The organism is Enterococcus canis NBRC 100695, assembly GCF_001544375.1.
Classification (GTDB): Bacteria; Bacillota; Bacilli; order Lactobacillales; family Enterococcaceae; genus Enterococcus_H; species Enterococcus_H canis.
This window is the reverse complement of sequence record NZ_BCQJ01000005.1, coordinates 18,505-39,206: the sequence shown is the minus strand read 5'-3', so window position 1 is coordinate 39,206 and position 20,702 is coordinate 18,505. Positions and strand designations below refer to the sequence as shown.

Annotated in this window: 21 protein-coding genes; 8 read left to right on the top strand and 13 right to left on the bottom strand. The window is 42.0% G+C overall.

All coding sequences use genetic code 11. The features are described from left to right. Nucleotides 1-7: 7 nt before the first annotated feature. From ECA01S_RS08300 to ECA01S_RS08290, 3 genes are all read left to right on the top strand, one after another. Nucleotides 8-1,210: an aminotransferase class I/II-fold pyridoxal phosphate-dependent enzyme gene (locus ECA01S_RS08300; protein WP_067393910.1), complete on the top strand. Its 1,203-nt coding sequence runs from the start codon at nucleotides 8-10 to the stop codon at nucleotides 1,208-1,210. A gap of 2 nt (nucleotides 1,211-1,212) precedes the next feature. After that, entirely contained in the window at nucleotides 1,213-1,587 is a 375-nt protein-coding gene (locus ECA01S_RS08295; RefSeq protein WP_067393907.1) for a RidA family protein, read from the top strand. Nucleotides 1,588-1,653: 66 nt separating this feature from the next. Further along, nucleotides 1,654-1,989 carry a winged helix-turn-helix transcriptional regulator gene (locus ECA01S_RS08290; RefSeq protein ID WP_067393904.1) on the top strand — a complete coding sequence of 112 codons (336 nt, stop codon included), beginning with the start codon at nucleotides 1,654-1,656 and terminating at the stop codon, nucleotides 1,987-1,989. A 39-nt stretch (nucleotides 1,990-2,028) separates the two neighbouring features. On the opposite strand, the gene ECA01S_RS08285 is transcribed toward ECA01S_RS08290, so the two are convergent. Then, a complete protein-coding gene (locus ECA01S_RS08285) occupies nucleotides 2,029-3,348 on the bottom strand; it encodes an FAD-dependent oxidoreductase (protein WP_067393902.1) in 1,320 nt (439 codons plus the stop codon). A gap of 82 nt (nucleotides 3,349-3,430) precedes the next feature. Next, nucleotides 3,431-4,312 carry an alpha/beta hydrolase fold domain-containing protein gene (locus tag ECA01S_RS08280; RefSeq protein WP_067393899.1) on the bottom strand — a complete coding sequence of 294 codons (882 nt, stop codon included), beginning with the start codon at nucleotides 4,310-4,312 and terminating at the stop codon, nucleotides 3,431-3,433. Between the two features lie 93 nt (nucleotides 4,313-4,405). Between ECA01S_RS08280 and ECA01S_RS08275 the strand changes: the two genes are divergently transcribed. Beyond that, the gene (locus ECA01S_RS08275; RefSeq protein WP_067393892.1) at nucleotides 4,406-5,395 is read left to right on the top strand and encodes an acyltransferase family protein; all 990 of its coding nucleotides are present in this window, start codon (nucleotides 4,406-4,408) and stop codon (nucleotides 5,393-5,395) included. A gap of 39 nt (nucleotides 5,396-5,434) precedes the next feature. Here the strand turns inward: ECA01S_RS08275 and fabZ are convergent, their stop codons facing one another. Beyond that, the gene (gene fabZ / locus ECA01S_RS08270) at nucleotides 5,435-5,866 is read right to left on the bottom strand and encodes a 3-hydroxyacyl-ACP dehydratase FabZ (protein WP_067393889.1); all 432 of its coding nucleotides are present in this window, start codon (nucleotides 5,864-5,866) and stop codon (nucleotides 5,435-5,437) included. Beyond that, on the bottom strand, nucleotides 5,867-7,099 hold the full coding sequence (fabF, locus tag ECA01S_RS08265; RefSeq protein WP_067393886.1) for a beta-ketoacyl-ACP synthase II: 1,233 nt from the start codon (nucleotides 7,097-7,099) through the stop codon (nucleotides 5,867-5,869). Between the two features lie 400 nt (nucleotides 7,100-7,499). On the opposite strand from fabF, the gene ECA01S_RS08260 reads away from it, so the two are divergent. Then, nucleotides 7,500-8,003 carry a type 1 glutamine amidotransferase domain-containing protein gene (locus tag ECA01S_RS08260; protein ID WP_067393883.1) on the top strand — a complete coding sequence of 168 codons (504 nt, stop codon included), beginning with the start codon at nucleotides 7,500-7,502 and terminating at the stop codon, nucleotides 8,001-8,003. Between the two features lie 119 nt (nucleotides 8,004-8,122). On the opposite strand, the gene ECA01S_RS08255 is transcribed toward ECA01S_RS08260, so the two are convergent. The 3 genes from ECA01S_RS08255 to ECA01S_RS08245 all read right to left on the bottom strand — a co-directional run bounded on the left by ECA01S_RS08255 (nucleotide 8,123) and on the right by ECA01S_RS08245 (nucleotide 11,467). Next, nucleotides 8,123-8,905, bottom strand: a complete 783-nt coding sequence (locus ECA01S_RS08255) for a sulfite exporter TauE/SafE family protein (protein ID WP_067393880.1) — start codon at nucleotides 8,903-8,905, stop codon at nucleotides 8,123-8,125. 99 nt (nucleotides 8,906-9,004) lie between these two features. Next, nucleotides 9,005-9,664, bottom strand: coding sequence for a 2,3-bisphosphoglycerate-dependent phosphoglycerate mutase (locus tag ECA01S_RS08250; RefSeq protein ID WP_067393877.1), 660 nt, complete (start codon nucleotides 9,662-9,664; stop codon nucleotides 9,005-9,007). A gap of 57 nt (nucleotides 9,665-9,721) precedes the next feature. After that, the gene (locus tag ECA01S_RS08245; RefSeq protein WP_373277549.1) at nucleotides 9,722-11,467 is read right to left on the bottom strand and encodes a flavocytochrome c; all 1,746 of its coding nucleotides are present in this window, start codon (nucleotides 11,465-11,467) and stop codon (nucleotides 9,722-9,724) included. A 129-nt stretch (nucleotides 11,468-11,596) separates the two neighbouring features. On the opposite strand from ECA01S_RS08245, the gene ECA01S_RS08240 reads away from it, so the two are divergent. Genes ECA01S_RS08240 through ECA01S_RS08230 form a run of 3 tightly spaced genes read left to right on the top strand, consistent with a single transcriptional unit; the run spans nucleotide 11,597 to nucleotide 14,222 of the window. Then, nucleotides 11,597-13,177: a sensor histidine kinase gene (locus ECA01S_RS08240; protein WP_067393871.1), complete on the top strand. Its 1,581-nt coding sequence runs from the start codon at nucleotides 11,597-11,599 to the stop codon at nucleotides 13,175-13,177. Continuing rightward, nucleotides 13,152-13,877, top strand: coding sequence for a response regulator transcription factor (locus tag ECA01S_RS08235; RefSeq protein ID WP_067393868.1), 726 nt, complete (start codon nucleotides 13,152-13,154; stop codon nucleotides 13,875-13,877). The genes ECA01S_RS08240 and ECA01S_RS08235 overlap by 26 nt, the downstream gene beginning before the upstream one ends. 39 nt (nucleotides 13,878-13,916) lie before the next feature. After that, the gene (locus tag ECA01S_RS08230; RefSeq protein WP_067393865.1) at nucleotides 13,917-14,222 is read left to right on the top strand and encodes a DUF898 family protein; all 306 of its coding nucleotides are present in this window, start codon (nucleotides 13,917-13,919) and stop codon (nucleotides 14,220-14,222) included. Between the two features lie 252 nt (nucleotides 14,223-14,474). On the opposite strand, the gene ECA01S_RS08225 is transcribed toward ECA01S_RS08230, so the two are convergent. From ECA01S_RS08225 to ECA01S_RS08200, 6 genes are all read right to left on the bottom strand, one after another. Continuing rightward, nucleotides 14,475-15,458: an alpha/beta hydrolase gene (locus tag ECA01S_RS08225; protein WP_067393862.1), complete on the bottom strand. Its 984-nt coding sequence runs from the start codon at nucleotides 15,456-15,458 to the stop codon at nucleotides 14,475-14,477. Nucleotides 15,459-15,761: 303 nt separating this feature from the next. After that, nucleotides 15,762-16,115, bottom strand: coding sequence for a PTS sugar transporter subunit IIA (locus ECA01S_RS08220; RefSeq protein ID WP_067393860.1), 354 nt, complete (start codon nucleotides 16,113-16,115; stop codon nucleotides 15,762-15,764). Nucleotides 16,116-16,120: 5 nt separating this feature from the next. Then, nucleotides 16,121-16,420, bottom strand: a complete 300-nt coding sequence (locus tag ECA01S_RS08215; protein ID WP_067393858.1) for a PTS sugar transporter subunit IIB — start codon at nucleotides 16,418-16,420, stop codon at nucleotides 16,121-16,123. A gap of 11 nt (nucleotides 16,421-16,431) precedes the next feature. Next, the gene (locus tag ECA01S_RS08210) at nucleotides 16,432-17,730 is read right to left on the bottom strand and encodes a PTS sugar transporter subunit IIC (protein ID WP_067393855.1); all 1,299 of its coding nucleotides are present in this window, start codon (nucleotides 17,728-17,730) and stop codon (nucleotides 16,432-16,434) included. A 13-nt stretch (nucleotides 17,731-17,743) separates the two neighbouring features. Beyond that, nucleotides 17,744-18,532 carry a tyrosine-protein phosphatase gene (locus tag ECA01S_RS08205; protein ID WP_245631212.1) on the bottom strand — a complete coding sequence of 263 codons (789 nt, stop codon included), beginning with the start codon at nucleotides 18,530-18,532 and terminating at the stop codon, nucleotides 17,744-17,746. Then, nucleotides 18,533-20,410 (bottom strand): BglG family transcription antiterminator, encoded by a 1,878-nt coding sequence (locus ECA01S_RS08200; protein ID WP_067393853.1) that lies wholly within the window; start codon nucleotides 20,408-20,410, stop codon nucleotides 18,533-18,535. Nucleotides 20,411-20,702: the final 292 nt, after the last annotated feature.

Genomic DNA, 20,702 nt, shown 5'->3' with positions numbered 1-20,702 from the left:
ACCTATTTTGACACACCCAGAAGAAAATTTTGACTACTATGAAAATATTTGCTGTGAAGTTTCCAAAGAAGTAAATACTGATTTTATTCCTATGGCACCAGAAATCGTGCAAACATCTTCCTTTTACTTCCCAACTTACGAAAAATTCATGGATGCTAGCGATGACGAAAAAAACCATTATGTTTATAGTCGTGGAACCAATCCGACAACAGAAACATTGGAACGAATGCTAGCACAGCTAGAAGGCGGTGAAAAATGTAAAGTTTTTGCCTCTGGTATGGGTGCTATCTCCGCAACTTTGTTTACCTTGTTGCAAGCGGGCGATCATGTTCTGATGGTAAATACAATTTATGGCGAGGCCGTTTCATTTATTCAGTATATGACAAAATATGGTATCAGTGCCGATCGTGTTGATGTTGCTACAACAGAAGACATCCTAAATCATCTGAAATCTGAAACAAAAGTCATTTACTTCGAAAGCCCTTCTTCACAAAAATTTGAGCTCTTGGATTTAGACTTAATCACTGCTATTGCAAAAGAGCGGGGTATTACTACGGTAATTGATGGGACTTGGTCCTCACCCCTTTTCCAAAAACCGCTTGCTCACGGAATCGACTTGGTCATTCACTCTCTGTCAAAATATATTGGTGGACACTCAGATATCGTAGGTGGTGCAGTGATTGGCGCAACACAACTTGTGGATACTATTTTTGAACACGGGCACCAAGCTCTAGGTGCTGTAAGCAGTCCTTTTAATTCGTGGTTAGCAATTCGCGGTATTCGTACTCTACCAGTAAGAATGCAGCACTTATCTCAAGCAATCACAACATTGCTGGACGGATTAGCAGCTGATACTCGAATTGCTAAAATTTTTCACCCTCACTGCGGAAATACGGATCAGCAACAATTGGCCCAAAAATATTTGACCGGTTATGGTTCTCTGTTTGCGATTGACCTAGCCGATGAAAGTTTTGATAAATTGAAAGTTTTCGTTAATTCCTTATCTCTCGTTTCTATTGGAGTTAGCTGGGGCGGCTTTGAAAGCTTGGCCTTGCCAGCATATAAAGGAAATAATTTAACAAACTTGCAAGCACGGGGTTTATCACCCGCGCATATCCGAATGTATCTAGGATTGGAACACCCAGAATCAGTTTTAGCCGATATTCGCCAAGCGTTAGATAAAGCTTACGGACCAATGGAGGAATGTTAACTATGAAACAAGTATTAAACTCAAAACAATTAAGTCAACTAGGACCCTATTCTCATATTGTAAGAACCGGCAATACCTATTATTTTTCTGGACAATTAGGTATCAACCTTCAAACGGGTCAAATGGGTGAAACGATTGAAGAGCAAACAACCTTTGCCCTAGAAAATATTCAATTGCTGTTGCAGGAAGCCGGTCTAACCAAAAATGCAATTGTCAAAACATTGGTACTTTTAAAAGATATCCAAGATTTTCCAGCAATGAATCAAATTTATGGTAACTTTTTTGATCATGAACCACCTGCTCGCAGTGCTTTTCAAGTAGCTGCTTTACCAAACAATGGCCTAGTTGAAATTGAAGTCATCGCAGTAAACGAGTAAAACTAATTCCTTTTCCTTAGAACATTTTTCTGCTATACTCGTTTCCACTAAAAGGAGACGAGAGAAATGCACTATGTGATGGCAGAAGAAACTTTTACTTGTCCAGCAGAGGCTTTGGCGACCTTATTAGGAAAAAAATGGGTGCCGCAATTGCTGGAACAACTTGCTACTGGGGAAAAACGCTTTGGCGAATTACATCGTGCCCTGCCTGGCAGCACTCCAAAAATGCTTAAACAACAGCTGCAGTTACTGATGACCAACGACTTAGTCCTAAATAGCAAACAAACTATCGGCAATAGCCTACGCTCTAGTTATTGTTTAACGAGTAAGGGACTTTCCTTGATTCCGCTCGTTCAACAGCTAAAAACTTGGGGTCAGCGTGAATTGGTTTGTGAAGCCTAAAAAAACAGTATCGTCATGATGACGATACTGTTTTTGCTATTATTTCAATACATCATTAAAGGCTTCTGCCATGGTTGGGTGAGTGTAGATCATATCCCGCAGTACGGTATAGCTAAGATCAGCTTTCATAGCCAAAGCAACTAGATTAATGATCTCATGCGATTCTTCCGCATAGATAGAGGCGCCTATTATACGTTCATCAGGTCCTACTAAAATCTTGAACATTCCTTTTGGGTCTTCTAACACTTGCGCTTTTGGCACATTAGCCGTCATAAATTTAAAGACTTTATAGTCCAAGTCTTGCGCCTTTGCTTGCTTTTCTGTTAAACCAACATTTGATAATGGTGGTGTCAAGAAGACCGTGTAAGGTACGATTGTCCGGTCAGATACCCGGCGTGTTCCGGCGCCAAACAGTTGATCCATTACAATTCGATAATCATCTAAGGAAATATAGGTAAACTGTAAGCCACCTTTGACATCGCCCAAAGCCCAGATATTTTCGGCTGCCCGCAATTGGTCATCCACCACGATGGCACCACGTTCGTCTAGCTTGACGGCTGTATGTTCTAAGCCTAAATTAGCCGTGTTAGGCGTACGACCAGTAGCTACTAATAGTGCATCACCACTAATTTTTTGTTCAACGCCATCCTGATAGGTAACCGTCACTTGTTCGCTTTCTGCCACACTTAAAATATCTACACCTAGATGGAAAGTAACGCCTAGGTTGACCAGGTCTTGATAAATCATAGCAGCAATGTCATCGTCTTCTCGGGGAATAAACGCCTTGTGAGTATCTAAAACTGTCACCTTGGTACCATAGCTAGCAAACATCGCGGCAAATTCCAACCCAATATAGCCAGAACCAAGTATCACTAATTCGCGGGGCAGTTCTGCTAACGTCATGGCTTCTGTTGATGTCACGATTCGTTGGCTAAGCGCCAAGCCTGAGATATTGGGAATCACCGGTTTTGCACCGGTATTGATAAAAATGCGTTCACCTATTACTTCTTGCGTGCTACCGTCTAGCATTTTTACTTGTAACTGATGATCATTCATAAAAGTCGCCGTGCCCGTCCAGACCTCACCAGTAGCTTCGTCTGCAATCAGGTGATAATTCTTGTTGCGCAAACGACTCGTCAGATCACCACGAATCGCCACAGCCTCGGTAAAGGGTGTCCCCTTTTCACCATTCAGAATCATGGATTTAGAAGGGATACAACCAATATTGATACAGGTTCCGCCGTACATCTGATCACTTGCTTCAATGACTAGTACTTCCTCGCCTCGCTGCGCCAGTGCTTTGCCTAAAGTTTTACCACCTTTACCAAAACCAATAATGATGTTTTTTACTTTTTTCATGACGTTCCCTCACTTTCTATTTCCAGTGTAAAACGAAATAGTAAAAGGAGCAATTAGTTACTTTCAAGTAACTAGTTTGCTCCTACGTGTCCGCCACAATAAAATGACCAATTTGATCCAAATATTGTAGTGATTCTTTTAAAGGATATACCACAAAATCATGCATCATTTCCGGCACCACCACCAAATCCAAGGTTGTCCCTTTTGAGTGCTTGATGCTTTGCTGCAGCCGCAGAACATCAGGGTAAAGAATATCATCTGTCCCACTAATGACTAATAATTGCCCCAATTCATCAAAGCCACCATAAAGGGGCGAAACTCGTGGATCATCCAACGCCCAATCACCCGCGTAAGCTTTGCCAGCTTGCTTCAGCAAGTCCCCCGCTAGCAAAACATCTTTTACAGCTAATGCTTGTGACCGCGGATCGCTTAAGGTCATATCCAGCCAAGGTGAAATTAAAGTCATTTTTTTCGGGCGCTTAGACCAGCCTTCATTCCGCGCCTGCTGTGCCAAACTCATTGCTAGCCCACCCCCAGCTGAATCGCCAAAAAAAGTAAACTGATCATCTGGATATAGATAAGCCAATCGCTGAAATGCTTCTTTGGTCAGCGCCAACGTTTCCTTAGCTGTATGCTCTGGTGCCAGTGGATAATTGAAGTAGCTGACTTTCAGTTGATACGTTTCCACAAAATAGCGCTGAATTTGCGCATGAAAAGGCGAAGCCTCTAGGGCATAACCACCACCATGCAAATAAAAAATATGTCGATTACCCGTCATTTTAGGAAACAGCGTCACCAGCTCCTGTCCGCCGATCCACTCCGTTTTTTGAGGAATCGTTGTCTGCTGTAACTGTTTTGCTGTCAAATGCCGCCGTTTTGGTGGTGTCACCATGGTGCGTCCTACGAGCTGTTTCATTTGAATCACTTTAAATACGCTTTTAACAAATTTAGCTGAATAGCGCACCACACACCCTCCTTTTTACTGATAATCGCCCTATTTTCAAACAAGTCGTGTTAAAATAACAATATAAAATTAGCATAAACTAGTCTGTAGGAGGTGTCCACTATTTCACCTAAACGCGAGCTCATTTTTGATAATGTGCGCGGAATCCTGATTTTTTTAGTCGTCTTGGGACACGCTCTCGAGTATTTCCGGCTGCATAGCGGGATTGGCTCATTTCTTTATATCTTTATTTATTTGTTCCATATGCCAGTCTTCGTCTTTATTTCTGGCTATTTTTCCAAAAATCTGCAAAAAGGACGGCAAACAGCGGTTAAAACCTTTTTGATACCATACTTGTTGCTGAATATCATGTTAAGTCTGATTTTACTCGCGACGGGGAAGATTGAAGCCATCCTAATCCTCAGCCCCGGATGGACCTTATGGTTTCTCTACTGTATGTTTATCTGGCGGCTATTGTTACCTGACTTAGTCAAAGTTCGTCATGTCTTGATTTTGAGCCTAATCGTCGGAATTTTTTCTGGCATGTTAACAGAATTTGGAACTTACATGGCAATGGCCCGAACGCTGGGCTTCCTACCCTACTTTTTGGCAGGTTATTTTACGACACCAGAGAAGGTTCAAAAAATCCGCCAATTTCCTTTTCGTAAAACCTTAAGTCTACTGATTATTGGATTAGGCGTTGCAACTACAATTCTTTGGCGTCAACTACAATTACCCGCAGAATTACTATGGGGAGATCGTGCATATAACCTCTTTGACATTCCCTTATGGCAAAATCTTTTAGCCGATATTTACTGGTATGCCTTGGGATTTGCCTTCGTTTTTGTTTTTTTAGCATTGACGACCAAGCGTACGACCTTCTTTACTCTATGGGGCAAACACACGTTAGCAATTTATCTACTTCATATCTACTTAATTGCCCCTATTGTGTATCTAGGCGAATGGATTCCCAACCCCATTATGCATCTAATTTTTCTCATACTCGGTTCTAGCTTGACGGTCTATTTCCTCTCACGTAAAAAAGTCACCGACTGGTTGAGCCAGACATTAGACCGCATTATCCATTTTATTATGAAGCCGTAAAACAGCTGACAACAGGTTTTCCTGCGGTCAGCTGTTTCTTTAGGCACCTACGATAAAGGTAAATTCGCAGCTACAAACTTTCTTCTCTTCAACAAATGCCGCTGCCTGTGCCGTACCAACATTGCCCCGAACTTTCTGGATATCAAATACCAGCTTTAATACATCTCCCGGCACAACTTTTTGACGGAAACGTGCTTTGTCAATACCGCCAATATAGGCTGTTTGCCCTTCAAACTCTGGTGATTTTAAAATTAAAATCGAGCCAGCTTGTGCCAAAGATTCTAAAATCAACACGCCTGGCATGGTGGGTTCTCCTGGAAAATGTCCTTGGAAAAATTCTTCGTTGATTGTCACATTTTTAGTAGCCATGATATGATTTTCTGACAGCTCATCCACATAATCGATATAGCAAATCGGATAACGATTGGGAATAATCTCCATCACTTCTTGTGCCGTAAAAACTTTTTTCATTTAGTCTTCCTCCCATTTTTTCAAACAAATCACTGCATTATGACCACCAAAACCAAAGGACTCACTTAACGCATACTGCGGCTTGATTTCACGAGCTTCTGGGAGATAATCCAAATCACAGGCCTCGTCTGCCACCCGTAAATTTGCCGTAGGGTGGGCCCAGCCAGTACGCAAAGTACAAACAGTGGCAATGGCCTCCACTGCGCCAGCCGCTCCTAGTAAATGACCAATCATACTCTTAGTGCTAGAAATAGGAATTTCTTTAGCCGCTGCCCCAAAGGCTCGCTTGATAGCGGTAGTTTCGGCCGCGTCATTGGCAGGAGTGGATGTACCATGAGCATTGATATAGTCAACATCTTCCCCTGTAATACCCGCTTCGTTCAACGCCGTCTGCATCGCCTCAGCTGCTAATTCGCCGTCTGTTTTTGGCGCGGTCATATGATAAGCGTCACAGTTAGCACCATAACCTACTACCTCTGCTAAAATCGTTGCTTGCCGCTTTTGTGCGTGGCTCAACTCTTCCAAAATCAGCATACCTGCACCTTCGCCCATCACAAAGCCATGGCGCTCTTTATCAAAAGGAATGGACGCACGCTCCGGGTCGGTTGCTTTACTTAAGGCATTCAGCGCGGCAAAACCTGAGATTCCAATCTCACAAATCGTGGCCTCTGCGCCCCCTGTCAGCATGACATCCGCTTCACCATATTTTATTTTGCGAAAGGCTTCGCCAATCGCATTTGTCGCAGATGCGCAGGCAGTCACCACCGTCTGCGAAATATTTTGTGCACCAAATTGTAAAGACAAATTTCCAGCAATCATATTGGGAATCACCATTGGTACAAAAAATGGTGTTACCCGTTGCGGACCCTTAGTATCCATCACGCGAACTTGATTTTGCAGCGTCGTCATGCCGCCGATTCCGGTCCCAACAATCACACCAAAACGCTTGGGATCAATGGTTGTTTTTTGCAGTCCTGCTTCTTCATAGGCTTGCATTGCTGCAGACACACCATATTGCGAATAGAGATCCATTCTTTTGAGTGCTTTTTTTCCTAATTCCGCTCCATCAAATTCTTTAACTTCGGCAGCTAATGTAATCCCCGTCGCCTCCGCATCAAAATGCGTGATAGGTCCAAAACCAATCTTGCCTGCTAATAGATTTTCCCAATAGTCTTTCACCTTATTTCCTAGCGGTGAAATAATTCCTTGTCCAGTAATCACAACTCTGCGCATAAAATCCTCCTATTTAGTTTGATTATCAAAATTTATAAGATTTGGTATTTTAGCAAAAATATAAAATATCACTAATATATATTTTGATAGTCAAAGTATTTATTTAAATAAAAATTGATAATGATTATCACTATCGTGTGTAATAGTATCAATAACTAGATATAACGTCAAATTTATTTTTACTCTTCTCATCAATTTCTTTCGAACCTTTTTATCCTGGACAAATAAAATAATAAGACACCTCACAAAGTAAAAGTTTTTATGGCAGTTTATACGAAATATAAATAACGATACATTTATTTTGTATTCTTCTCATTATTATTTAACTAAATACCGAAAAAGCGTTTTCTTTGCATTCTATGTTCAATTTTAGTTATGCTAGAAGCAAAGGAGGAGTTCGATGAAAGTTGCTACGATTTTAACCGACTTAGTAGAAGATGTTGAAGTAACCTCGCCCACAGAAGCCTTAGAAGCCGCTGGCCATGAGGTGGTCTTGATCAGTGATTCATTAGATGAAGTAAAAGGCAAAAAAGGAACTATCTTTGAAATCGATCAAACCATTGATGACACCCGTCTTGCCGATTATGATGCCCTTTTGATTCCAGGGGGTTTTTCTCCCGATCAACTGCGTACGGACGACCGCTTTGTACAACTAGTCAAAGACTTCCTGCAATCCGACAAACCTGTTTTCGCCATTTGTCACGGACCCCAGTTGTTTATTCAAACTGAGTTGTCTAACCAACTACAATTAACAGCCTATGAATCAGTTCAACCAGATTTACGTTACGCTGGTGCCACTGTAACAGACGAACCCGTTGTTTTCGACCAACAATTCCGACTAGTAACGAGTCGGAATCCAGATGACCTTCCTGCCTTTAATCAAGCTATTGTGATGACGTTGTGATTCGCCTTTTCAGATAATAAAAACAGCCTGCTACTCACCGTTAAAGATGAATAGCAGGCTATCTTTATAAGCAACCATAATTTGAAATGAAGTATTGTAGAATGATATTTGCAAAGTAATCATCTGATAAGAATCCGCCAACCATTATACAGATTGATTAGTAGCACCACTGCAATCACAGCTTGAAAAATTGTGGTTACTTTCTTAGGCGAGAGCTGCTGACTTGCCTTAGCACCTAGTAAACCACCTAGTATTGCGGCCGGAATCACATAAAGTAACATCGTCAGATCATAGCGGTCAAAACCAGTGTTAACGGTGATGGTTACTAATTTGGCTAGCTGGGAAAAGAAAATCGTACAAATCGAATAGATAGTCGCTTCCTTGATAGGCAGGCTAAACATCAGCATCAACAAAGATACGTTGATAGGGCCGCCACCGATTCCTAGTAAACTCGCTAAAAAGCCTAACGTAAAGCCGCAAAATAAGTAACCGATAATAGAATCAAAGTGGAAACTGCGCCAATCATACTTTGTATAAAGAAAAGCAAACAACAACGTCACAATCGTTAGACCAATCTGAATCAGTTGGACGGTGGACTCACTATCAAAATATCCTAGCAATGATTCAAAGCTGATATTCCCCAAAATCCCGCCTACAACGGCTCCTAGAGAGACCCACAGAACCGTTCGCCATCGAATCGTTTGACCGCTCTTAACTTGGCGGATTGTTGAAGAAATCGACATGGTAAATACGGCTACTGTCGAGTAAAACGAGATAGCAGCCACCGAGTGATAGCCGATAAAATCCAGAACAGGCTTGATGATCACACCACCACCCATGCCGGATATCGCACCGACTGTATTGGCCAAAATAATCACAATAAAATAAATAATTCCAATCATCACATACTCCTTAAGTCTTCTTATAAAAATTATCTCATACGAAAGAAGTTTCGTTAAGTCTAAAGAACGCCTTGAAGTGGAAGTCCTTCAAGGCGTTTTTCAAATTAGTCTGCGACGTATTTCTTCAGATAACTCATAAACTATTCCCGTTCCTGTTGGGATCTCAATCTGCGCGATTCCATCATCGGAGATCTCTTCAATAAATTTCACTAATGCTCGTAACGTGTTGCCATGAGAAACGACTAAAATATTTTTATCTTCGTTTATATACGGAGCAATTTCGTCTTGCCACCAAGGAATGAGTCGTTCCATTGTCTGAGCTAAATTTTCGCCTAATGGTAGTTGCTTAGGCTCTACACCTTGATAACGGCGGTCTTTCATGGGTTCACTGGCTAATGGTAACGTTGCCCGGTAGTCTCGGCGCCATGCTGCGACTTGCTCAGCACCATATTTTTCACTATTGACGGTTTTATCTAGACCTTGTAACGCTCCATAATGACGTTCGTTTAAGCGCCAAGTTTTAGTCACCGGTACATATAATTGATCGAGTTCTTCCAAAATAATATTAGTAGATTTGACGGCTCTTGTTAAAACAGAGGTGAAAGCCTGGTCAAATGGAATCGCTAGCGTTTTCAACTTTTTTGCAATTGCACGGGCTTCTTCTACACCAAGATCTGTAAGCGGTTCGTCTAGCCAACCAGTGAAAACATTTTGTTGATTGGCCAAACTTTGACCATGTCGAATCAGCACCAATTTCATGAAATCACCTGAGTTTCTTTTTCCTTAGTGTACCACAAAAAGATTCTCTTTTTTCTTCTATAGATTTCCAGCAGATTGCCCTGCGATACGACCAAAGGTAATAATATCCGTAATAGCATTACCACCCAGGCGGTTAGCTCCTTGAATCACACCAGTTAATTCTCCAGCTGCATAGAGTCCCGGAATGGCCTGATTATTCTTATCCAAGACTTCTGTCTTTTCGTTAATAACTAATCCACCCATTGTATGATGTACTGAAGGAACAGCTTTTTCAATATAATAAGGTCCTTTTTCCAAAGAGACTAACCCACCTCTGTGGTGAAAATCTTGGTCATCGCCACTTTTGGCATACTCATTGACTTTCTTGATAGTGGCTTTCAAATTGTCTACATCAATATCAAAGAAAGCAGCGGCTTTTTCGATTGTTTCTGCTTTTACCAATAATTTCTGCTCAATCAATTCATTATACTCATCTTCGTGTGCTTCTTTTGTTTTAGAAATGGCATCAATCGTGTCATTCCATAGCTGGTAGGCATAGCCACCAGTTTGATTCAAGATTGCTTGCGAGATCACATCCCGACGATCTAATTCTTCTACGAATCGTTGACCTTCTTGATTGATCAAAATTGCACCGTCAAAACGAGTGTCTGCTAGTAGTGAGATGACCCCTGTCTCAGGATTCGCTACTGGATAGGTTTGAATATTTTCCATATTGGTCAAAGCAGCACCTACTTTTTCTCCCATTACGATACCATCACCAGTTGTTCCTTCCGTATCAGTGGATTTGTAGCGTTCATCATATTCAGAATTGTATTTTTTGCGCATTTCGATATTTGAACCAAATCCACCAGTGGTCAAAATTACTGCTTTTTGGGCATTAAAAGTCACTTGATCCTTTTCATTATGAATAGCTTTAACACCTATGACTTTCCCATCTTTATCTTGAATCAATTCAGTTGCTTGGGTATTTAAGATGATAGGAATCTTCAAAGTTTCAGCTTTCTTTTTCATTTTACTAATAATTTCTTGACCCGTGTGCCTTACAGGAATCAGTGCGCGTTTATAACTATGTCCCCCAAACTGGAACAGCTGATCTTCTAAAAATTCCACTTGAATCTCATCCCGCAACCACTCAGCTGAGGTGAGAGCTTTTTCAGCCATTATACGCACCATTTTAGGATCACCAACATTGTCGCCCCCCTTCATCGTGTCTTCATAATAACTCTCGACAGAATCCCCTTCGATTCCTAGATTTTTTTGGACCCAATTTCCTGGAGCGTTCATTTCGCCTCCAGAAATCAACGTGTTTCCTCCAACAGTGGGCATTTTTTCAATGATTGCAACGGATTTACCTGCTTCTGCCGCTTCGATCGCAGCACTGAAACCCGCGCCTCCGGACCCAACAACAACCACATCGTACGTCTGATCTGATTCTAACTTTGTTTCTTTTCTGTTGGCTTTTTTCACAGCTGCCAAAGTCAAACCAGATTTTTCGATTGCATCCTTTACTGCTGCGATATACCCTTCACTAGTTGCTGTTGATCCTGAAACTACATCAACATTAGCAGAGTTTCCAGCAATGATTGTGTCCTTTAATTGACCATAAACAGGTTCTGCCAAGACATCATTTTCCTTTTGAGACAGCACTTTGATATCTTGAATTTTTTCGTCTTTTAAGGAAACTTCTACTTTAATATCCCCATGTTTCCCTTGTCCAACGCCTTCCACTGTTTGTGCATTCCCCGTACTACACCCCGCTAAAAATCCCAATAAAATAATTCCCGTTAACCATTTTCGTCTCACTTTTTCCAACTCCTCTTCCTATACTTGATAAGTTCAGTATAATGAGAAGTAACTAAAACGTCTTTGGACTTTCCCTATATTAAGTGGACATTTCCGACAAAAAGTGAAAAAATGAGCAAAGGAGCCTTTATGAAGTCCTTAAAAAAACAAATTATTGTCGTCTTTATCTTAATATCTGTTTCATTAATCGCTTCAATTTACGGTACAATGCAACTCCAATTAACTAGAATGGTAATACCTCTCAACATTTCAATAACACAAAAATTTGTAGATAACCGCACAAGCCAGATCAATAGTTGGTTTGGTGAACGCTTAGCAGAGCTTCGCTTACTTGCTGACTTACCTACTCGGGTAGCGTATGATCAAACGCAATTTTTTCAAGAAACCATCGCGGTATCTCGCTATGATTCTGATAACTACCTGTCCATTCGGTTGGTGACCGCGGATGGTATTTCACATTCACCCGACTACCCAGATTTTTCGATTGCAGACCGAAATTATTACCAAGAAATGGTTACACACCCTAACCTATCTTATACTGTCAGCCACTTGCTATCTTCTAAAGAAGATGATCGTGATGCGGTAATCATTCTCTATCGGCTGTCTCGACCACTAAATGACGGAACAATGTATATCGCCGCGGCAATCCCTTTGCATAAGGTACAATCATTAGCCCATGAATTGACCCTTTATGACGGACAGGGCTCTTTATTAGGAGGAGATAGCGATGCTTTGAAAATTGATCCTGTTAAAGAGCTACTCTTTACTAGCTCTATTGATTTGCTGTCAAATTGGAAGATCAATTATGTTGTCCCAAAAGCTAGCCTTGGGCAAAGTGCTAGCCAAATGCGTGACTACTTAGTGTTGGTTGGAATCATTGTGAGCCTTCTACTCGGATTGTTGCTATTCTATCTTTTTCGACAAATTATCCAGCCCTTATCTGCGATTCGCCATACTATGAAAGCTGTACAGCAAGGAAATCGCGGTGCTCGCAGCTTGGTCCAATCACCGCAAGAGATGGTCGAGTTAAGTCAGGCGTTCAATCAAACATTAGATGACGTTTATCAAAAAGAACAACAGTATCGATTGGCTTCTATCAAAACGTTACAAGCTCAAATCCAACCGCATTTTTTATATAACACGCTAGACACTATCCAATGGCAGATTCTTGGCGGCGACGCAGAGGAGGCCGTCACAACGATTGAATACCTCAGCACATTTTTCCGTAAAGGATTGAATCACGGAGCTGAATGTATCACCGTTTCCGAAGAGCTAGCTCATGTCCAAAGCTATTTAGCGATTCAAAAGATACGGCACGAAGAGCTTGCAACTGTCACGGTACGCTGTTCTCCAGACCTGGGCAATTCTCTCATGCTGCATTTTTTATTGCAGCCACTGGTTGAAAACGCCCTAAATCATGGGATTCGCCCGCAAAAAAGACCAGGAGAAATCTTAATCGATGTCTCCAAAAACGGACAATTTTTGCGTATCGCCATTCAGAATAGTGGTTCACCTATTTCACCGACTCAAGTAGATCAACTGAATCGAGGCTCTACGACTGGTTATGGTATTCTCAATGTCCGGCATCGGTTACAGCTCTTTTACCAAGGAGCTGCTTCTTTAACCTTTACTAGCGGCGAACGAACGACAGCAACCTTATTGCTACCAATTTGGGAGGAAACAGATGAAAAATCTCTTGATTGTGGATGATGAGCGAGCCTTAAGGGAAGGCCTCGCAGGCTATCTACGAAAAATAGTTAGTCCATTTGACAACATTTACACTGCTGCTAGCGGACAGGCTGCTCTTCAATGTTTGGAAGAAAAAAATATTGCTGCAGCATTAGTGGATATCAATCTAGGCGATATGAATGGACTCGACTTGATTGAAATCATGAAAAGTCGGTCACCACATACAATACTAGTAATTATCAGCGGCTATGATGATTTTGATTTCGCTCGCAGAGCAATTAAGTTAGGTGTCTATGACTATTTATTGAAACCTATCCCCAAAACCGACTTACAGCACTTACTTCAGAATTTGGCAACAGCCTGGCAGCAGCCAGCACCGCCTCCTATTCCTGAAAACAATCTCGTAGAAACTGTTATTCGTTATTTAGAAAATCATTATTCTGAAAAAAATCTAACATTAACTCAAGTAGCTCAGCGTTTTTTTGTTAGCGAGACTTACTTAAGTAAGCAAATGAAGCAGACTCTTGGCGCCTCCTTTTCAGAGTACCTAATTAATTTCCGTTTACAAAAAGCACAGGAGCTACTACAGGATGCTCAGCTTCGCTATACTATTGCAGAAATTGCCTTTAAGGTTGGTTATGAAGATGCACACTATTTTAGTCGTCTTTTCAAAAAGAAGCTAACTTGTTCACCTAAAGAATACCGACAACGTCATCTATAACTCACTTGTGGTACACTATTCTAAAAAGGAGAAAAAGAAATGCGTAATTCATATTTTGATGGCGGCTTATTATCCTATATTGGTACTTGGATTTTAGCGACTTTGGTAACCGTGCTGACTTTCGGTATTTGTGCACCGTGGGGTATTTGCATGATGTATAACTGGAAAATCAAACACACTGTGGTGGATGGCCACCGACTAGGCTTTGATGGTACTGCCATCCAATTATTCGGGAACTGGATCAAATGGTTTCTGCTAACTATCATCACCTTGGGGATTTACGGGTTCTGGGTCTTTATCAAAGTGGAACAATGGAAAGCTAAGCATACATACTTTGTGTATTGAGCCATAAACTCAGTGAAATAGTATAGGTGAATACAGTCAAAACGGTATCCTTACTAGTGTTCCTACTATTTTAAACCGTAGTGGTGCTAGTGATATTCTGGATGTGCCTTTGACGGATGCAGAACAAGCTAAATTCCAGCATTTTGTGGATATCATCCGTAGATACATGGCTAAAATTACCAAATATGCAGAATAAATCTACTTCACAAAAAAACCAGCGAGACGGTGGGCTAACCCTGGTCTCGCTGGTTTTTATTGATATTCTTTCAAAAAGGCTATCGTTTGTTGGTAACAAGTCTGTGCCTCAGGCAAGGCATAATCAAACTGATATTCATGGTTTAGTGCTTCTTGGAAGAAAAGAGATGTCACTGGGACTTGTAAGGCAGTCAATTTTTGCACAAGGGCCTCGCCTTGTGATTGGAAGGAAAAGTTTTGTGCGTCCGTTATAAATGTAGGTGGAAATGAGGCTGTGACGTGTTGTGCTACGCTAGCCTGCTGCAATTGGGCACTATGCTGCCAATCCTTTGTACCTAACAGTGACCAAGCGACTGTTTTGACAAAAAATTTCAAAAAGCGATCCTGTGATTGCTCATGCGCTACTTGTTGCAGATCAACTGGTCCACAATAAGAGAGCGTACCTTGCAATTCCTTGGTGATGCGCGGCGTCAAGTTCAGCGTCTTCGCGTAGTCTGGGTTAGTTTGAACTGTTGCATATTGTAAAGCAATTTGCGCCCCGGCACTATCGCCTCCAATAAAGATCTTAGTAAGATCTAGTTGAGGAAAATCGGTGGCATGGCGTTGTAAGTAATGAACCAACTCATCTACCTGTTGTAGCTGATTGGGATATTGTGAATCTGGTGCTAGCTGATAGTTCATCGCCACTACCGCAACATGCGCATCGGCAGCCGTCCGTGTAGCAAATTCCACCATACCAGCTTTATCACCTCCTACATAGCCGCCGCCGTGAATCCACAATAATACCGGCGCTTTGGCTTTAGGCAGATAAAGATCAAACTGATTTTCTTGATGGGTAGAAGGGTACGCTAAGTCCTTCGTTACCACGACTTGTTGCTGTGCAGCCTGAAATTTAGTTGGTTCTGTGATCTCCGCCTTACCTGCAAATAGACGGTTGATTAAGAACGCTCCCGGACGCGGTGAAACTTGAAAGGCGATCCAGACCACCAATAATATGGTGAATAGGCCACCCACTATACTCAGTAAAACTTTTTGCCACATCTCCACTCATTCTTCCTCAATTTTGCTAAAATATGCTCTATTATAGCACTTTTCCGGATTTGAACTAGTCCATCATTTATTAATTTAGGAAATCATTACGGTACTTTTTAACAACGCTTCCCAAAATATTTCCCATGAATAGTCCTTCAAACAATCAATTTAGCTGGATGTAGCTTCGAAATAAGCAACACCACTAGATTTTTTAAAATATCGCTCCATTACAAAGAGCCTCTGCCTTTTATTAAACGAAGAGAAAACGTTCAAAAAACGAGCTGCCTATCAATGGATAGACAACCCGTTTTTTTAATATTCTGCCACTGGGACTAACTGCTGCACTACCTGCTTTAATTGGGCTACTTCTTGGTGCAGGTCGATAAATTCTTGCGCAAAAGCTTTGGTCAATTCGGCACTCATCATTAAATCTTCTGCATGCGTCAATAACAGACTCATCCAAACCGTATCGCCGCCAGCTTCCTGTTTAACTAACTGTCCGTGCCAACTATGGGCCTCGGTGTAGTAGTTATCGCTGGTTTTTAACAGCTCCTGGCCTTTGTCTGTTGCACCCTGTTTAAAGTGACGAATGGCCTCAAAGCAAGCACTGCGGGCAGCTCCCGCATTGGAAATTAGTTGGAAGCAAACCTGTTCTCTTCCTTCCATCAGCGTCACCCGCCGATCATCGCCAAGGCCTGGTCGAGAACCTTCGCACCGTCCATCATGCCGTAATGACGCATATCGATTGATTCCACCGGACAGCTGACTGCGGAAGTAATCTCTGCTAATTGGTAGGAAACTTGTGGTCCCAACAAAACACAATCAGCATCTTGGCAAACAGTTTCTACCGCATTGATTGGGAAAGCATCAATAAAATACTCTTCTGATTTTTGCCGTGCAACAGCCTTCATATTATTCACCAATACTCCCGTAGACATGCCCCCGGCACATAGTAAAATGATTTTTTTCATAGTAACTCCTCCTAAGCTTCTTCTACAACAACAGCTACTGCTTCGGCTGCTTCTTTGGCTGCCACAGCTTTTTCTTCTGCTAAAGCAGCTTTATCTTGTGAGCGCATGAATGGAATGTAGATAGCCACACATAACACGAATTGGATAAATTGAGCCACAATTCCTTGCCAGCCATTAATTAAAAAGCCACCAAAGATTACCGGGAAACCGGTTGGGATTGACACACCATTGTGGTAAGGTAGGAAGCCAACAATCGTTAATAAGTAAGCTGACAATACCGATACAGCTGGTGTCAACATTAAAGGTACAATCATGCGCATGTTCATCACTTGTGGTACCCCAAATTTAATTGGTTCTGAAATCCCAAACATAGAAGGAATCAAGCCGACTTTCCCAACTGCTTTCAATTGTTGCGATTTGCAGCTGAAGATTGCCAGTAAGGCCACGGCGAAAGAACGGGCACCGCGGTTGTTCAAGATGAAGCCGATAGTGAATAGATGCGGCAAAGCTTCGCCAGCGCTATAAGCAGCTAAGTTCGCCAAACCTGGCTCATAGAAAACTAGCATCAAGACTGGATATACCGCTAATACGCCGTGGATCCCGAAGAACCAGAGGAATTCGATAAAAGCAACGATTACCATACAAGTGATGACATTGGCCCCTAATGAAGTCAGTGGCGCTTGAACCCAAGTGTAAATCATGTTCGTCAACGTGCCATATGGCGTTAAGGTCATTGCCACATAAACCGCCCCCATAGTAGAAGACACAATCACCGCTGGTACGATGGCTGCAAAAGATTTACTGACAATTGGCGGTACTGATTCTGGCATTCGAATCACTAGGTTTTTCTTCACACACCAGATGTAAAGACGCGCTCCGATTAAGCCGCCAAACATGGCCACAAACATCCCCCCGGAGCCTAATGTTTCCATCTTCAAAACTTTTGTTTCCTCCAACAGTGAAACTGGGCTTAAAATCAAGAAGGAAACTAAACTCATCAAGCCGGCATTCAGCATATCTGCTTTTAAAATTTCAGCTAATTTATACCCAACTAGAAAGGCAACATAGACCGAAATTACATCAATCGTCATGGCATTTACTTGCGTGAGTAACGCTTTTATCCCGATTTGTTCCATGATTTGCTGGCTACCACCGACATCAATTGCATTGATCAACGAGGCGATGGAACTAATCATCATGACTGGCATCAATCCCATCATGGCATTGGAGATTGCCCGCATGTAATTATTGTTTTGGATCTTCATGGCCCCACTTAAAATCCCATTTTTCATTTTATCTACTCGCTCCATATTTCCGCTCCTCCTATACTAGGTATTTTTCTTTAAACCGTGCAACTTGCGCATCTGACAACCCCAACCCATCTCGAACATAGACCTCGATGCCGCCGCGCTCCTCAATCAGCTCTAGTGCTGCCTCTAGGAAACTGGCATTGGCTTCTTTAAAGTAACGAACCGCTTGAACCAAATCTTCATTACCTGTTTTGGCTAAAAGCGCCGCCAGACTGGTTTCATTTTTTTCTTTTTTATAAACATTCGTTAGTAAGTAGTCCGTCATCACATCTTCCCGGTTCATTCCCAGTAAAAGCTGGATCAAGGCGACTCCGTAACCCGTCCGGTCTTTGCCACCGCGGCAATGCTGCACCACCGCTTGTTCGTTATCGTCTAAAAGAATCTCGAACATTTCTCGGTAGACTGCCTGACATTTGGGTGAACGAACGAATTCGCGATTCTGTTCCGTCATAAGGTGTTTGGCCAAGTCAGCCGTCATTTCGTTAAAATCTAGCTTGACCTCCCCATAATCCGCTGAGGCGAGCGCCGCAATGTCAGCAATGGGATCTAAATAGACAACCCGAGCTGTGCCAATGGCTTTATCTTCGTTATTCACTCGCTCTTTCTCATTACGATAATCAATAATCGTCGTCAGGCCTAAAGCCGCTAATTTTTCTTGATCAGCGGTGGTCAATTTACTTAATTCATCTGAGCGATATAATTTTCCGGTCACAATTCGCCGACCATCTTGGGTTAAATAACCACCAAAATCACGAAAATTATAAGCACCTTCTAAGGTGATTTTTTCTAACAATGCTTCCACTTATTCTTCCTCCATTTCTTTAACAAAAGCCGCAACGTTTTCTGCCGCTAGCAGCTTCTCGAGCCGTGCTGGATCACCGCAACGTTGGATCAAGCGTTCTGTCAGGGGTTTACTTTTTAAGGCATCTTCTTTGTTGATCAGCATCAGTACCACTAGACGGACGGGATTCTTATACCAGCGAATCGCTTTTTTTAGGGTCAGCACACAGACCTTCGTCACTGGCGCTACCAGCTGATTGGGGTGTGGCAAGGCCACTTGCGGCATCAAATCAGTGCCGAAGTAACCTTCCCGCTCTTGAATCAAGGCTTCAAAATCGGCTGGCAGTCGATACTTAGCCCGCACCTCACGGCAGAGAAAGTCTAAAACAGCCTCACGATCTTTAAAAGAGCATTCCGGAAAATAGAGATCTTCATCAAAATAAGTGCGTAATTGCTCCGGCGTTAGCTCTGCAGTCAATACCTCCTCAATCTTGCGCACCGTGGCCGGCTGCAAGAAAAATTCAAAGCTAAAGACTGGAATAGTTCCTTGATAGTTGAGTGTTTCCGTAGTAAAGAGAAAATCCACTGGTTCGTTAGCCAAATATGCTTCGTAATCCGTCAAATCACAAACGGTCAACGTCTCAATATGCGCGGGAAAATAGCGCTCAAATTTGGCTTTTAAAAGTTCTCCACTAGAACGACCATTGTGGCTCACCACTAAAATTCGTTTCGGTTGAATCTCTGTTTGACGATTCAGTGCCACTTCAAAATGCATGGCTAAGTAGCTTAACTCATGATCACTGAGTGCTTTACCGCTATGTTCTTGGATACGCTGTCCCGCAATAATCGCGACATCATAAGCAAAGATACATTGAATCTTCACTTCATCTAACAAAGGATTTTTCAGCTCAATGCCCAATTCTAGACGATCTAGTAACGGCGCCAAATGTAGCATCAGCATCGTTCGCAAATCTAAATCATGCAGTAAGTCGATTCCCTTTTGTTTTTCGATAACGCGTAACACTTGATCCACCAGACGATTGACTTCTTCTGAAACAATTTTCGTCTGATTTTTCTCCAGCATTCGTTTCCCAACAATCTGGCCAATCACATAAGCTAATTCATTTTCAGAAAAATGTACCTGACAAACCATTTCTAAGCGTTCCACGATACATTCCGCCAGACGACGCTGATCTTCAGTGGTGCTAGCAGTGATTGGCACCCCTTCTAGATACATCCCTTCCTTCATTCGCAAAACCGCAATTTCCAGGTGATCCGCCAGATTATGTAGGATGTTTTCTGAGATCGGGTAGGCGTGACGCAAAAACTCTTCACTGATAACCGTTTTGATGGCTTCCAAAAGTCCTGAAGTTGCATCAGACGCTGGATAAGCTAGCTGTTTATCAGTGGCTCGGTAGGCTTGGACATAATTACTAGCCAAGAATCGGCGAAAATTAAATTCACTCCCTTCGATTTTCATACCATAATGAGGTTTAGAAACAATCGTTAAATCGTAGTAGCCTAAAATTTTTCGTAATTCCTTCAATAACTGCGATAACTTACTTTGCGAGATAAAAAGCTCCTCGCAAACCTCCTCCGCCCGCAAATAGCCTTCCTGTTGGATAAAGCCCTCCATCAGCTGATCCAGCAGATTTTCCACTGGCTCCGCGACCCGTTGCCGTAACTGATGAAACTTAGTCGCATCCGTTACTTGTAACGCTAAGCCTTGTCCCTTTTTGCTGCTAATCTGGAAACCGTTAGCGGCGCCTTCTTCTTGCAGTAGAGCCACATAATGTCTGACAGTTTTAGCGCTGACTCCTAGTTGCAAAGCCACTTGCTTACTGGTGATAATACCTTCTGCCTCTAACAAGAGTGTTAGTAATTCCGTTGTTTTTTCCATTTCCTTACCTCGACTTCATTCTAAACGCTTTCATTTATTGATTCCATGTTAGAAATTTCCCTTTCGAAAGTTCCTTTACGAAAAAGAAAACGTTATCTATAAAATTATTTTCTCACTGAAAACCAATATAAACAAGGATAATATAAGGGGTAAACGAGGATATTTTCCAACAGTAAGAATAGTATCGTTATAAAAATATTGAACATTTGTTTTTTATTATCGTTCTTTTTCGTTATTTTCAGCATCACCTTTAAGATAATTGGGAAAGAGAGTTACCTCGTTTTAACTCCTC